16 protein-coding genes and 1 pseudogene are annotated in these 12,527 nt (G+C 68.0%); 10 read left to right on the top strand and 7 right to left on the bottom strand.

The annotated features are described in order from the left end of the window. The first annotated feature begins 54 nt into the window (after window positions 1-54). A complete protein-coding gene (locus GQS65_RS16445; RefSeq protein ID WP_158205721.1) occupies window positions 55-516 on the top strand; it encodes a cupin domain-containing protein in 462 nt (153 codons plus the stop codon). 174 nt (window positions 517-690) lie between these two features. Here the strand turns inward: GQS65_RS16445 and GQS65_RS16440 are convergent, their stop codons facing one another. Further along, complete coding sequence (locus tag GQS65_RS16440; RefSeq protein WP_368280289.1) at window positions 691-1,164, bottom strand: GNAT family N-acetyltransferase; 474 nt, start codon at window positions 1,162-1,164, stop codon at window positions 691-693. A gap of 85 nt (window positions 1,165-1,249) precedes the next feature. On the opposite strand from GQS65_RS16440, the gene GQS65_RS16435 reads away from it, so the two are divergent. Then, entirely contained in the window at window positions 1,250-2,017 is a 768-nt protein-coding gene (locus GQS65_RS16435) for a DUF502 domain-containing protein (protein ID WP_158205719.1), read from the top strand. 15 nt (window positions 2,018-2,032) lie between these two features. Here GQS65_RS16435 and GQS65_RS16430 read toward each other — a convergent pair whose 3' ends face one another. Then, entirely contained in the window at window positions 2,033-2,338 is a 306-nt protein-coding gene (locus tag GQS65_RS16430; RefSeq protein ID WP_158205718.1) for a hypothetical protein, read from the bottom strand. Between the two features lie 112 nt (window positions 2,339-2,450). Here GQS65_RS16430 and GQS65_RS16425 point away from each other — a divergent pair, with 112 nt between their 5' ends. Beyond that, window positions 2,451-3,290, top strand: a complete 840-nt coding sequence (locus tag GQS65_RS16425) for a translation initiation factor eIF-2B (protein ID WP_158205717.1) — start codon at window positions 2,451-2,453, stop codon at window positions 3,288-3,290. Window positions 3,291-3,457: 167 nt separating this feature from the next. Here GQS65_RS16425 and GQS65_RS16420 read toward each other — a convergent pair whose 3' ends face one another. Together GQS65_RS16420 and GQS65_RS16415 are read right to left on the bottom strand one after the other, a co-directional pair. Then, window positions 3,458-3,667: a hypothetical protein gene (locus GQS65_RS16420; RefSeq protein WP_158205716.1), complete on the bottom strand. Its 210-nt coding sequence runs from the start codon at window positions 3,665-3,667 to the stop codon at window positions 3,458-3,460. Window positions 3,668-4,228: 561 nt separating this feature from the next. Further along, window positions 4,229-4,963, bottom strand: coding sequence for a proteasome assembly chaperone family protein (locus GQS65_RS16415; RefSeq protein ID WP_158205715.1), 735 nt, complete (start codon window positions 4,961-4,963; stop codon window positions 4,229-4,231). A gap of 80 nt (window positions 4,964-5,043) precedes the next feature. Here GQS65_RS16415 and GQS65_RS16410 point away from each other — a divergent pair, with 80 nt between their 5' ends. After that, window positions 5,044-6,165, top strand: coding sequence for a mechanosensitive ion channel family protein (locus GQS65_RS16410; protein WP_158205714.1), 1,122 nt, complete (start codon window positions 5,044-5,046; stop codon window positions 6,163-6,165). A 43-nt stretch (window positions 6,166-6,208) separates the two neighbouring features. On the opposite strand, the gene GQS65_RS16405 is transcribed toward GQS65_RS16410, so the two are convergent. From GQS65_RS16405 to GQS65_RS16400, 3 genes and pseudogenes are all read right to left on the bottom strand, one after another. Further along, window positions 6,209-6,607 (bottom strand): universal stress protein, encoded by a 399-nt coding sequence (locus GQS65_RS16405; protein ID WP_158205713.1) that lies wholly within the window; start codon window positions 6,605-6,607, stop codon window positions 6,209-6,211. Then, a pseudogene (locus GQS65_RS21970) lies at window positions 6,604-6,864 on the bottom strand (hypothetical protein); the annotation flags it as partial. The pseudogene GQS65_RS21970 and the gene GQS65_RS16405, both read right to left, overlap by 4 nt. Window positions 6,865-6,937: 73 nt before the next feature. Next, the gene (locus tag GQS65_RS16400) at window positions 6,938-8,008 is read right to left on the bottom strand and encodes a bifunctional metallophosphatase/5'-nucleotidase (protein WP_267902930.1); all 1,071 of its coding nucleotides are present in this window, start codon (window positions 8,006-8,008) and stop codon (window positions 6,938-6,940) included. 75 nt (window positions 8,009-8,083) lie between these two features. Here GQS65_RS16400 and GQS65_RS16395 point away from each other — a divergent pair, with 75 nt between their 5' ends. The 6 genes from GQS65_RS16395 (at window position 8,084) to GQS65_RS16370 (ending at window position 12,407) form a co-directional block, all read left to right on the top strand. Beyond that, window positions 8,084-8,326: a DUF5816 domain-containing protein gene (locus GQS65_RS16395; RefSeq protein WP_158205712.1), complete on the top strand. Its 243-nt coding sequence runs from the start codon at window positions 8,084-8,086 to the stop codon at window positions 8,324-8,326. A 132-nt stretch (window positions 8,327-8,458) separates the two neighbouring features. Further along, the gene (locus GQS65_RS16390; RefSeq protein WP_158205711.1) at window positions 8,459-8,776 is read left to right on the top strand and encodes a DUF7116 family protein; all 318 of its coding nucleotides are present in this window, start codon (window positions 8,459-8,461) and stop codon (window positions 8,774-8,776) included. A gap of 75 nt (window positions 8,777-8,851) precedes the next feature. Then, window positions 8,852-9,799 (top strand): metal-dependent hydrolase, encoded by a 948-nt coding sequence (locus GQS65_RS16385; protein ID WP_368280288.1) that lies wholly within the window; start codon window positions 8,852-8,854, stop codon window positions 9,797-9,799. Window positions 9,800-9,830: 31 nt separating this feature from the next. Then, the gene (locus tag GQS65_RS16380) at window positions 9,831-10,424 is read left to right on the top strand and encodes a hypothetical protein (protein WP_158205710.1); all 594 of its coding nucleotides are present in this window, start codon (window positions 9,831-9,833) and stop codon (window positions 10,422-10,424) included. Further along, the gene (locus tag GQS65_RS16375; RefSeq protein WP_368280287.1) at window positions 10,421-11,116 is read left to right on the top strand and encodes a hypothetical protein; all 696 of its coding nucleotides are present in this window, start codon (window positions 10,421-10,423) and stop codon (window positions 11,114-11,116) included. Before GQS65_RS16380 ends, GQS65_RS16375 begins: the two co-directional genes overlap by 4 nt. 97 nt (window positions 11,117-11,213) lie before the next feature. Beyond that, entirely contained in the window at window positions 11,214-12,407 is a 1,194-nt protein-coding gene (locus GQS65_RS16370; RefSeq protein ID WP_158205709.1) for an NAD(P)/FAD-dependent oxidoreductase, read from the top strand. The last annotated feature ends 120 nt before the right edge of the window (window positions 12,408-12,527 follow it).

The following is a 12,527-nucleotide window of genomic DNA, read 5'->3' as shown; positions in this document are numbered from 1 at the left end:
TCACTTCCACTCGCTACCGTAGCGTTATCTACCAGAACTGCGGAGCATCTTCCGATGGAACACGTCGTCGTGAGCGAGGCCACCGGGTTCGAGACCGACAGCCGGCAGTTCCGCCACCTCACGAGTGCTCTCGGGACGACCGACCTCGCTGTCAACTACTTCGCCGTCGCGCCCGGCGAACCGGTCGGCTACTGCTATCACCGCCACCACGACCAGGAGGAAGTGTTCTACGTCCGCTCGGGGACGGCGACGTTCGACACCGAGCGGGGTGACGTGGTCGTCGACACGAACGAGGCGATTCGGTTCGCACCCGGCGACTGGCAGCAGGGCTGGAACCGTGGCGACGAGCGACTCGTCGTCCTCGCTCTCGGCGCACCACGCGAGGAGGGTGAGGTCGACCTCCGACGCGACTGCCCCGACTGTGGCGAACGGACGGAGGCAGTCCCCGAACACACCGAGCACGTCGCGGTGTTCACCTGCGGCGAGTGCGGTGTGGAGACGGGGCGGTTCGGCTGAGCGGTCGAGCGTCGAGCGCCAGACGAGCAAATACGGTGCGATTGCAATCTACACGAGCAGTCGTGCTGTCGGACCGCGAGCGAGTGAGCGAAGCGAACGAGCGAGCGGCCCTTTTTGCTCCAGATTTCTGCGCCGAGCGGTGCGCTCCGCGCACCCGAGGCGTAAAAAGGTGGCTTAGAAGCCCATGAACCGCGTCAGCTTCTCGCGCAGACCGTCCTCTCCGAGGCGGAGGTAGTAGGCGTCGCCGCCGTCCTCGTAGTAGCCGGAGACGCGGCGTTGAATCTCGAAGCCGAGATGTTCGTAGAAATCGAGGGCGTTCTGGTTCGTGGTCCGGGCGTGACAGGTGACGGAGGCGTGTCGGTCGGCGACGATGGCGACCAGTCGTTTGCCGAACCCGTGGCCGCGGAACTCCGGGGCGACGGCGAGAAAGAGGATGTAGCCGTCACGGCGAGTGGAGGCGAACGCCACGAGGTCGTCGTCTTCGAGGTAGCAGTAGACAGTCGAGCGTCGGTAGGCGTCCGTGAAGAAGCCACGACGCTGCTTGAGGACCCCCTCCTCCAGGTTGATGCGTTCTTTGAGGTCCCACGCCTGGTCGACGTGTTCGTCGTCACCGGGTTCGACGACGTAGGACTCTACGTTGACGCTCACTACCGTGGATACGGGTGTGAAAGCATATATTTCCACCGGCGTCGCAGGCCTCACTCCTTTACCCGAGGACGAAATACAGTCATCCATGGCGACGGTTGACGCTCGTCCGGTCGGAGGGTTCAAAGAGCGGTTCAGGGAGTGGTTAGTGACGGGAGCGGCGCTGATACTGCCGTTGCTCGTCTCCCTGGTCGTCATCAGCGTGCTGTTGAACTTCGTCTCGGGCCTGCTCGATCCGATCGTGACGATGCTCGGCCAGCAGTTCGGCTTCGTCGAGACGGACACGTCCGCGAGCGTAGTGCTCGTCAAGACGGTCGCCGTCGTGGTGACCGTCGCCGCGATGCTCGCGCTCGGGATGGTGGCGAACCGCTCGCCGACGGGCGGGCGGGCGACACAAGTGTTCCACAACGGACTCGAACGGATTCCGGGGTTCGGCTCCATCTACACCGGCTTCCGTCAGATGAGCGAGGTGGTCGTCGACAGCGACGTCGACAGTTTCCAGGACGTGAAACTCGTCGAGTACCCCTCCGAGGGGTCGTACACGATAGCGTTCGTCACCGCGGAGACGCCGACCAACATCGAGCAGGCGACCGGCACCGACGACATGGTGACGCTGTTCATGCCGATGGCACCGAACCCGGTGATGGGCGGGTTCGTCCTCCACGTCAGTCGTGACCGGGTCGTCGACGTCGACATGACCGTCGAGGAGGGCGTCCGCTCTATCGTCACCAGCGGCGTGACCGTCTCGGGCGAGAACCGCCAGACCGTCTCTCCCGACCGACTGCAGGCGATGGGCATCGACACGACGGCCCAGCAAGTCGACCCGGACAACGGGTTCGAGGACGACGAGCGCTGAGTTCGAGGCCGGTGTTCACCGCCGGAAGTCGAAGCGTGGCGCGTCCTCGGGTCGCAACGGGGCGTCGCTCTCGACCTCCCGACCGTCGTCGTACTTGACGAAACTCAGGTAGAACGGTCGACCACAGCCCTCGCCGTCGGTCTCGCTCGCGCCACAGACGAGTTCGACGCCGTCGTGCTCCTCGAACGGTTCGTACGCTGGCGCGTACTCCCACCCCGTCAGCGGCGCTTCGGTGACGCACTTGTCTGCGAGGTAGCCGTCGCGGTCGAGCGTCACGACCGCGTCACAGCGCGGACAGGTGTAGCGGACCGGGAAGCTCATACCACCGGTAGGGACCCGACGCTCATGGCGGTGCTGGTCGCATCGTCGACCCACCACGCCGTCGCTCTCCTATCCAGAAACACTTTGCCGGATTCGAGCGGAGAGTGAGTCAATGATAGACGACACCGTCGAGGAGATACGCGAGATGCAGACGCACAGTTCGTCGGTGGTCGCGGTCAAGGCCGCTCGCGCGCTCGCCACGCTCGCCGAGCGCGACGTCGCCACCGTCGAGGAGTACGTCCGTGACCTCGAACGAAACGCCAGCGCGCTCCGGCGGGCGAACCCGTCTCACGCCAGCCTCCACACCACGCAGCGCGACATCGTCGACGCGGTCACCGACGCCGACCCCGACAGTATCGAGGAAGCGAAGCGACTCACGAGCGAGGCCGCCGAAGCGGTCGTCGACCGCGTCGAGACGGCGAAACACCTCGCCGCCGAGAACACCGCCGCTCGGCTCGAGGACGGGACGACTCTGCTGACGCACGACTACTCCTCGACGGTGCTGGAGGCGGTCGAAATCGCGGCACTGGACGGCAAGGAACTGACCATCTACGTCACCGAGGCCCGCCCTCGCTACCTCGGGCGCAAGACGGTCCGAACGCTCGCCGAGATGGACCGTGTCGAGGCGCACCTCCTCGTCGACAGCGCGGCGGGCTACCTGCTCCCGAACTGCGAGACCGTGCTCCTCGGGATGGACTGTATCGTCGGTGACACGCTCTACAACCGTGTCGGGACCTTCCCCATCGCCGCGACGGCCCACGAACTCGACGTGCCGGTCACCGTCGCCGGGTCGGGCGCGAAGATCATCGAGGACGGCTTCGTCTTCGAGAACGAGTTCCGCTCGCCCAGCGAGGTGATGCTCGAACCCGCCGAGGGGTTCGCCATCGAGAACCCCGCCTACGACGCGACGCCGATGCAGCTCGTCAGCGACGTCGTCACCGACGAGGAGTAGCGCGGCACTCGCAGAGCGCCGCGGCCTATCCGACCGGTGACCGACGGGAGCCGCGAGGAGTAGCGAGACGCGAACGAGCGCCGGCGAGAGAGGCTCTCGGACAGCAGAGCGGCGAAGCCACGGGGACTGACGGCGCTGGGGAGTCGCGGGACGCCTCGAAGAACGGGTTACTCGTGGTAGGACGGTTCGACCGTGAGCGTCGTCTCGCAGGTCGGACAGGAGAGTTCCACTCGCCGACCGTCGTCGGTGAGACGGTGCTCGACGACCCAGTCGCCACGCCGGGCGGGGCTCTGGTGGCCGCAGGTCGGACAGAACAGCATCGACTTGCGGCGATGGGCCGTCCTGCTGGGAGGGTCTCGGTAGGTTGCTCGACTCATCACTTAAGTGTAGCCGCCGGGCACGGATAGGTTTGCTGTCTCACGAAATCCCGTCAACACCCCGCACACGCCCCGAGAGTCGGTATCACGGGTCGATGGCTCGACCGGAGAGTCGGCCGTCCGGGAGACTCGAACTCGCCGAGCGGTCGGTGCTCGGCCGTCCGGTCGGTCGGCGTCTCTGAGCGATTCGCGGTCGTCCTCGAACGGGCCGTCGTCGAGGTGGGATTTCGCCACACTCAGCCAGCAGAAATCGCTCTCGAAGCGCATTCGCGGGTGGGTGTGCGTGAGTCGAACCGACTGCGCCTACTCCCCGATTCGTTCGTCACACCGGTCGCATCGAGGCACTCGTACAGGAGAAGACGGCACAGTTCGACGTAACGGTCGGTAGTCCGGTCACTGGGTCGGTCCCAGGACGCCAACAGTAGTTCGTGCGGTAGCTGTGCGGAACACCGATGTACTGTACCGTGAGGCACGCTTCGCGTGCCGAGCGGCCTTTTTAGCCCAGGTTTTTTTGCGTCGAGCGGTCGCGCTGTGCGCGACCCGAGGCGTAAACAAGTGGTGTTACATGTACATCCGGTCGTCGCTGCTCCGCTCGTCGCGCCGTTCCATCCGGTCGGCGAGTTCGGTGTAGTACCGCTGGACGCGGTCGGCGTACGTCTCCAGCGGTTCGGTGTCGACGTCGAGGCCGTAGACCGTCGTGACGGCGTCGAGCAAGCGGAGGGCGGCGTCCACGTCGGGCGTCTGTCCGTGGGCCGGCGTGGCGAGGACGCACGTTTCGAGGTCGGTGTCGAGGCCGAGACGGGTGACGGCGGCGTTGACGCCGTCGAGGAACCCGCCGCCCATCGGGGCGATGTCGGTGTCGGCGAGTCGCCGGTCGCGGTAGCCGTCGGTGGCGACGGAGAACGCCCGGTGGTCCTCGGGGCCGTGAGCGATGGGCACCCCCGAGAGGACGACGAGTTCGTCGACGGTGTCGGTCGCCCACGCGCTGATGGCGTCGGCGAACGGGGCGGCCGCCGCCGGTGGGACGAACAGTTCGCCGACGAGCACGGTCACGGGCGCGTCGTCGCCGGCGAACAGCCGCGTGTGGTGGCGCGGCCGGCCGTCCTCGAAGGGGGTGATGGTCGGGAGTTCGGCCGTCGTGACGTGGCCCACCTCGGACAGGTCGAGGTGTTCGACGAGGTAGTTCGCGGCGGTCAGGCCCGCCAGACCGTACTCCGAGAAGCCACAGACGAGCGCGTCGGCCGACGACTCGGTGTCCGTCACGTCGAACGTCGGCCGCTCGCGGATGCCGAACATGGTGGAGTGCCGACGCGGAGGGGCTTAGCTTCGCGGGGCCGGGTCGCAACCCTTTTTCGTCAGTCCGGTGAGCGACAGGTATGCGCAGTCAGGACGCTCCGGACGACTCGTCGAACGCGACGAGCACGACGGAGGGGACTGAGGACGCGACGACCACGGCGACGGAGGGAGGCGACCAGCCGACCCCTCGGGACGGGGCGGTCGACCAGGTACCGACGGATGTACCGCCCAGCAACGCCGTTAGCGAGTGGTTGGGGGTCGACCTCTGGGTCGGACAACTGATACTAGCGATACTCGTCGCCGCCGCCGCGTGGTACGCCGCGAACCTCCTCACGCAGACGTTCGGTCGGCGCGTCGCTCGCCGGTTCCGCCGTCCGAGCGTCACCCGGACCGTCCTCCGACTGATGCGCCTCGGCGTCTACGCGCTCGCGTTCCTCTCGATTCTCAGCATCTACCGGGTCTCGCTGGGCGACATCACCATCTCGCTCGGTGTGCTCTCCGCGGTTATCGGTATCGTGCTCGCGCCCATCATCGGGAGCTACATCCAGGGCCTGTTCGTCCTCGCCGACCAGCCCTACGAGGTGGGCGACATGATAGAACTCGTCGGCCGGACCCCGCCACAGCGCGGGTTCGTCGAGGACATCACGCTCCGGTACACGAAGATATTCACGCTCGACAACACCTTCCTCGTCGTCCCGAACGGGAACATGCGTGACCGCGACGTCATCAACTACTCCGCCGAGGACCCGCGGGCGCGACTCTCCCTCGACGTGCTGGTCACCTACGAGGGCGACATCGAGGAGGCGCGCGAGATAATCGAGGACGCCGCCCGCGGCGTCGACCGGGTCGTCGGGGGCGGCCCGGACATCCGTATCGGGAGCGCGCGCTACCCCGCCGCGCCGACCTGTTACATCGAGAACTTCGCCGACCACGGTGTCAACCTCCGTCTCCGGTACTGGGTCCGTGAGCCGTACAAACTGCTGACCGTCCGCTCGCGGATTCAGGAACGCATCTGGGACGCGCTGGACGACGCGGACGTCGAGATAGCGTACCCCCACTCGCACCTGTTCTTCGACGAGACGTCGGGGGAACTCCCGGTGTCGCTCCGCGAGAACCAGCGCCCGTCACGTGAGAGTCCGCGACGAGGGGACCGGCGAGCGCACGACGGGGGCGAAACCGGCGAGCGATACGAGGACGACTGAGCGGACGGGAGACGTCGGCGAACGGCGACCGGGACCAGCGCGGTCAGCCGACGGTGACGATTTCGGCGTCGACCTTCTCGCGGAGGAAGCGCTCGACGTCGGGGTCGTCGGTCAGTTTTCGGACCATCCGCCGCCAGCGACTCACCTGCTTGCGGCCGATGACGACGATATCGGCGCGTTCGGCGGCCACTTCGTCGAGGATGGTCTCCTCGACGAGGAACCCCGACCGGACCACGTATCGGGTTCGGTTCCGGGACCCGATGATCGACTCGACGGCGCGTTTGAGTTCACGACGCGAGGTTCGGTCCCCGTTCTGATAGAGGTTGACGTGGAGGACGATGAGCGCGCCGTCGCGTTCGTCCGCGATACGCGCACCCTCCTCTACCGTCGCCCGCGAGTGCTCGGAGAGGGGATACCGGACCGGGACGATAACCTGCGTCATCGCTCCCTGTTTTCGGTCGAGCGTTCTAACCCTTCCGTCCGAGACCGACCTGCGCCGCCGACGTCGACCCGTCCCTCCAGTTCGGGCGCGATACCGGTCTCAAGCGCGTAGTCGACCAGCACTTCGTGCTGGACTCGGAGCGTCCGGTCCCGGTGTGCGGGTGTGAGCGTCGGGAACTCGTGGGCCGTCGAGAGCAGGTAGTCGTTGGTCGCCAGTTCGTACTCGGCGTCGGGGTCGACCGGGTCGCCTCCCACGAGGAGGTCCCGAACCGCCTCGGTGTCGCGGTCGTAGCAGACCGTCGCACCGCTGACGTGGGCGTCCCAGCGCCACTCACCGTGGGGGGGCGCGGGCGGCGTCGGCGAACACCCCCAGCAGGTCGTCGCCGGTCACGCGCGCCACGGAGACCGGTTCGTCGAACGGGACGACGCTCACGAGGTCGGCCGCGGTCACCGCGCCGGCGAGCGACGGGCCGTCCCGGAGGCCTCCGGAGTTGTGCAGGGCGAGGTCGGCGTCGGCGGCCCAGCGGTAGGCGTCCGCGACGAAGTTCCCGACGCGACACTCCCCCGCGGTCCGCAGGTCGCGGCGGCGCTCGATGGGCCGGTCGACGTGCCCGACGACGTCGGTCAGTCCCGTCTCGCCGCGGAGGCGCTCGAACTCCTCGCGGAGGGACTCGACGGTCGGCCCGTCGGCGACGTCGTGGACGGTCACCGACCCGTCGCCGAGGTCGACCTCGACGAGTCGCTGGCCGTTCGACCCGGTGCGCGTACAGACGGTGCCGGCGACCGTCTCCGCCCGCGGTTGGTGGACGTGGCCGCCGAGGACGGCGTCGAGGTCGTAGTTCCGGGCGAGTTCGTCGTCGGCCGCGCCGAGGTGCGAGAGGACGACGAGGTGGTCGACACCCTCGCTCCGAAGCCGACCCATCTCTCGCCCGACGGCTTCGAGCGGGTCGGTGAACCGGAGGCCGTTCGCACGCGGACTCATCTCCTTCGTCGCGGGGTCGGTGACGCCGACGAGTCCGACCCGTGCGTCGCCCGCGTCGAGCACCGTCGAGGGGACGACGCCGTCGTCCCCGCCGAACACGTCCCCCTCGGCGGTCCGGACGTTCGCGCTCAGCCACCGCTGTGGTGACTCGCGGACGAGGTGCCGGGTCGTGTCGAGACCGTAGTCGAAGTCGTGGTTGCCGAGCGTGTCGGCGTCGGGGCGAACTCGGTCGAAGAAGCGCAGTGACTGGCGACCCTCGGTGACCAGCGAGAGGACGCCGGGGGCGGTGTTGTCGCCCGACCCGAGAACGAGCGTCTCGTCGTCCCGCAACCGCTCGACGGTGCCGGCGAGTCGCGCGAGGGCATCCGGGTCGTCGTAGACACCCTCGATGTCGGAGTAGTGGAGGAGACGAGGAGCCATACCGCCGTGGAGGTCCCAGTCTCGTATCAACGCATCGACCGCGGAGCATTTACCGACTTGCGACGAGTCCCGTGTATGAGTCTGGAAGCGCACGCCCACGAGGGCCGGACGCTGTACGTCGCCCGCGACGAAGCCGAACGCGGGTCGAAAGCTCCCTTCTTCGTCGTCTACGTCACCGACGACCGGAGTCGTCGCTGGGGGTTCTGGTGTTCGAACTGCGAGACGCTCGACACCGCCGTCGACTCGATGGGTCGCATCCAGTGCAACGCGTGTGCGAACCTCCACAAGGCCGAGGAGTGGGACGCCGCCCACGAGTGAGCCGCTACCGACCGGATTCGACGTGCGGGCGTCTTCGGCAGGTTCCGGACGACCCCCGACCGGTCGACGATACGATGTGTCATGGTAAGCCGTGCCAACTGTTATGTGGTGGGACACACAACCTCCGAACGAATGGGGGTCCTTAGCACACCCTTGATAGACGAAGCGCGCGCCATCTTCACGGAACTCGGCTACGAGGTCGAGTCCGTCGGATCGGAACTCAGAGCCGAGCGCAAGTGGCGTATCGTCTACATCTCCGAGGAGACACCGACGACGGTCGACGGCGAGGCCGACCTGCGGTGTTTCGTCGCGGACCCCGAACGGGCACCCGAACTCCGGGCGGAGTTGCTGTCGCTCGAACCCGACTACGACTGGGCCGTGATGAGCGTCGAGTCGACGGGCGACTACGAGGTGCTCCACCCCGAGGCGAGCGAGGGCCTGCCGTCGTGATCGGGCACACGCGTCGCGTGACGACTGCTAGCTGACCTTCCACATCTTTTTGCGCGCTGCTGTCCTACCGGTGACGTGTTCATCGGTCACGGTCTGCTGGCGTTCGCGCTCGTCGCGTTCGTCGTCAGTCGCCTGCCAGCGGACACGCCCACCGCGACTCGCAGACGGGCGTTCGCGCTCGGTCTGCTCGCCGGCGTCTTCGCCACCCTCCCGGACGTCGACATGCTCTACGCACCGGTCGGCCTGCTGTGGGCCGACGGGGGGCCGCTCGCACTCGCGGAGGGGTTCTGGAGCGCGAGCACCGTGGTCCACCGCTCGGTGACCCACTCGCTGGTCGTCGGCGTCGTCGCCGCGGTGGGGTTCGCCCTCTGGACGCGCGGTGGGGCCTCGAAACTCCTCGCCGTCGTCGTCCTCGGCGGCCTCGTCGCCGTCTCGGGGACGACGAGCGGTCTCCTCGGTGGCCTCGTGATGGGCGCGTTCGTCCTCGGCGGACTCCTCGTCGGCACGCTCGCGGCACGCCGAGGGGTCGACGCCGGTGCCGTCTTCGTCACGGCACTGGTCGGCCTGCTCAGCCACCCGTTCGGTGACCTGCTGACCGGCGAGCCGCCGCGACTGCTCTACCCCTTCGAGACCGTGCTGGTGGCAGAGCGCGTCACGCTCAGCCTCGACCCGACGCTCCACCTGCTGGGTGCGATGCTCGTCGAACTCGGGACGTTCTGGCTGGCCGCGCTCGTCTACCTCCACCTCAGCGACCACGAGGTCCGCGACTACGTCGACCCCACGGTGGCGCTCGGCCTCCCTTCCGGCGGGGTCGCACTGGCCGTCCCCGCCCCCACGTTGTCGCTGTCGTACCCGTTCGTCCTGACGTTGCTGGGCGTCGGCCTCGCCTGTGGCATCCTCGTCGGTGGCGTCGACCGCTACCGTGCTCGGGAGCGCCACCGGCCGCTGACGATGGCGCTGACGGCGCTGGCGACGGTCACGCTCGCCGTCTTCGTCTACCTCGGCGCGTACCTCGTGACGTAGGTTTTTGTACCGGCTGTCGTCTACTCCCTGTATGGACCAGTCGGACGTGGGTCGGTTGCTCCGCGACGCGGGGACGAACGCCGCGCTCGCGTGGCTGTTGGTCGCCGGTGCCGTCGTGGTGTCGATGGCGAACCTCGCGCTCGGACAGCAGTTGTGGGCGCTGTTCGCGTTCGGTGTCGCGCTCGTCGGCGCGTTCCCCGCGCTCGCCCGGCGCTCGCCACGAGCGATGCCGCCGTGGGAGGTGCTGGGACTCGCGGCGATGCCGCTGTTGGGGCGGTCGGTCGGGAACGGCGTCGTCGCCGACGTGACGACGTACCTCGCCGTCGCCGCCGTCGCACTGCTCGTGGCCGTCGAACTCGACGTGTTCACGGCCGTCGAGATGAACTACCGCTTCGCGGTGCTGTTCGTCGTCGTCACGACGATGGCCGCCGCCGGCGTCTGGGCCGTCGTCAGGTGGGTCGCCGACATCTACCTCGGGACCGGGTTCGTCGTCGACGAACGGACGCTGATGCTGGAGTTCGTCGCCTCCACCGTCGCCGGTGTCGGTGCCGGCGTCGTCTTCGAACTCTACTTCAGGCGGGTCGCTCGTGGCCGCGAGCGACTCGACCTGGAGGTGGACCTGTGAACGTCCGCGAGCGCATCGGCCTCTCCGAACGGGTCCAGCACGCCCTCGTCTGGCTGATGGAGGTCGGACTGGCGGTCATGCTCGTCGTCGGGTTCTGGCTGGGCAACACCGGCATCGTCGTCAACTGCGGTATCGCGCTGCTCGTCGCTCAGCTCCCGCCCATCCTCCAGCGCGACTACGGTCTCCCGATGGACCTCGGTCTCACGCTGTGGATAACCACGGCCGTCTTCCTCCACGCGCTCGGCACCGTCCCGTTGCCCGCGAGTCTCGTCGATATGGTCGGCACCGCCCCCGACGGCGCGGCCTACGGGACGCTCTACTCCTCGGGTGGCTGGTGGGACCACCTCACCCACGGTCTCTCGGCGTCGGTCGTCGCGGGCGTCGGCTACGCCACCGCCCGCGCGCTCGACGAGTACGCGACCGGCGTCCACTTCCCGCCGCGGTTCATGTTCGTCTACATCGTGTTGTTCGTCCTCGCGTTCGGCGTCCTCTGGGAGGTCATCGAGTTCGTCATCGGCGAGGCCGCCGCCCTCTTCGGGTCGGGCTCTGTACTCACCCAGTACGGCCTCGAGGACACGATGTACGACCTCGTGTTCGACACCGTCGGGGCCGTCGTCGTCGGTATCTGGGGGACCGCCCACCTCAACGACGTCGCCGACGCCATCGGGCGACGGTTCAGCGTCGGCGGCTGAGACCGGACCGCTTCGCTCCGCTCGACTCGAATCGCGTCGCCACGCGGTCCACGAATCGTACCCAACTATCGCCCCGGCGCCCGTCCCCCTGGACACAATGTCGGAGTACGACGTCGTCGTCGTCGCCGGTGGCGGACCCGCCGGGTTGCAGTTCGCACGCGAACTCGGTCGACGGACGGACCACTCGGTCGTCGTTCTGGAGGCCAACGAGCGACTCGCGGACAACGACAAGTCGACCGGCGGGACATTCGAGCAGGTCGTCGACGGGTTCGACGTCGCCGACGACGTGGTGATGGGCGCGAGCGAGGACGTCGTCTTCGAGGGGCCGACCGCGAGCGTCCGCCTCCCCATCTCGAACTCCGTCCTCGACTTCTCGGCGTTCTTGGAGTTCCTCGGTGAGGACGCCGAGGCCGACGGCGTCGGCGTCCACACCGGTACGCGCGTCACCGGCCCGTTGCTGGACGACGGTCGGGTCGTCGGCGTCCGGACCCGCGACGACGAGACGTACCGGGCGGACCTCGTCGTCGACGGGACCGGTCCCGACGGCACGCTGACCAGCGCGCTCGGGATGTGGAACCGCGACGCCGCCCAGCGCGGTATCGGCAAGGAGTTCGAAGTCGAGGGGCGCTACGAGGAGGACGCGATGCTGTTCGCGTTCGACCACGACGTCGCCCCCGGCGGCTACGCCTGGGTGTTCCCGGCCGGCGACGGCGTGTTCAAGGCCGGCGTCTGCTGGGTCGACGACTTCCACGCACGCCGCCGGACCGACCACACCATCGACGACTACGTGCGCGACTGGCTGGACGCCGACCCGCGCTGGACCGTCGAGTCGATTCGCGCCGGCCACGCCGGCGAGGTGCGTTCGGACAACTCCGTCAACCAGCGGGCGGCCGACGGCCTCCTCGCCGTCGGCGACTCGGTGTCGAGCATCAACCCGCTGTTCGGCGAGGGTATCCGTCCGGCGATGGAGTCCGCCCGGATGGCCGCCGACACGGCCATCGAAGCGTTGCTGGCTGGTGACACCTCCCGAAGGCGACTCGCGGCCTACGAGCGGCGCTGGAACCGCGAGAAGGGGTCGAAGTGGAAGACCCAGCGTGTCGTCGGCGAACTGCTCTACGACTTCGATGCGGGCCAGCAGGACGCGTTCGTCGAGCGGACCGGCCGACTGTCGGACGCGGCGGCCGACCGTCTCCAGCGCTACGACCTGTCGGTCCGGGACCTGCTCTCGTTGTATCCGTACCGACGGCGAGACCTGCGGAAGGTACCGACGCTACTCCGCCACGCGTGGTGACCGTCGCTCGTTCGTGCCGGCCGGTCGCTCCGGACCCGTGAGCCGGCGACACCCCCGGTAGCGGCAACCTGTGGGAGTGGCCGGGGGCAGAGGTAAGTGAGAGCCGTGCGTCGTGACCAG

The sequence above is a fragment of the Halomarina oriensis genome (genome assembly GCF_009791395.1).
Classification (GTDB): domain Archaea; phylum Halobacteriota; class Halobacteria; order Halobacteriales; family Haloarculaceae; genus Halomarina; species Halomarina oriensis.
Note: the sequence above shows the minus strand (reverse complement) of the source record. Positions and strands in the feature narration are given on the sequence as shown.

Excerpts from the sequence above, each read along its gene's own strand:
- GQS65_RS16405 (WP_158205713.1), bottom strand. The coding sequence starts at position 6,607 with ATGACGCAGGTTATCGTCCCGGTCCGGTATCCCCTCTCCGAGCACTCG.
- GQS65_RS16400 (WP_267902930.1), bottom strand. The coding sequence starts at position 8,008 with ATGGCTCCTCGTCTCCTCCACTACTCCGACATCGAGGGTGTCTACGAC.
- GQS65_RS16410 (WP_158205714.1), top strand. The coding sequence starts at position 5,044 with ATGCGCAGTCAGGACGCTCCGGACGACTCGTCGAACGCGACGAGCACG.
- GQS65_RS16430 (WP_158205718.1), bottom strand. The coding sequence starts at position 2,338 with ATGAGCTTCCCGGTCCGCTACACCTGTCCGCGCTGTGACGCGGTCGTG.
- GQS65_RS16370 (WP_158205709.1), top strand. The coding sequence starts at position 11,214 with ATGTCGGAGTACGACGTCGTCGTCGTCGCCGGTGGCGGACCCGCCGGG.
- GQS65_RS16445 (WP_158205721.1), top strand. The coding sequence starts at position 55 with ATGGAACACGTCGTCGTGAGCGAGGCCACCGGGTTCGAGACCGACAGC.
- GQS65_RS16390 (WP_158205711.1), top strand. The coding sequence starts at position 8,459 with ATGGGGGTCCTTAGCACACCCTTGATAGACGAAGCGCGCGCCATCTTC.
- GQS65_RS16380 (WP_158205710.1), top strand. The coding sequence starts at position 9,831 with ATGGACCAGTCGGACGTGGGTCGGTTGCTCCGCGACGCGGGGACGAAC.
- GQS65_RS16435 (WP_158205719.1), top strand. The coding sequence starts at position 1,250 with ATGGCGACGGTTGACGCTCGTCCGGTCGGAGGGTTCAAAGAGCGGTTC.
- GQS65_RS16425 (WP_158205717.1), top strand. The coding sequence starts at position 2,451 with ATGATAGACGACACCGTCGAGGAGATACGCGAGATGCAGACGCACAGT.
- GQS65_RS16420 (WP_158205716.1), bottom strand. The coding sequence starts at position 3,667 with ATGAGTCGAGCAACCTACCGAGACCCTCCCAGCAGGACGGCCCATCGC.
- GQS65_RS16395 (WP_158205712.1), top strand. The coding sequence starts at position 8,084 with ATGAGTCTGGAAGCGCACGCCCACGAGGGCCGGACGCTGTACGTCGCC.
- GQS65_RS16415 (WP_158205715.1), bottom strand. The coding sequence starts at position 4,963 with ATGTTCGGCATCCGCGAGCGGCCGACGTTCGACGTGACGGACACCGAG.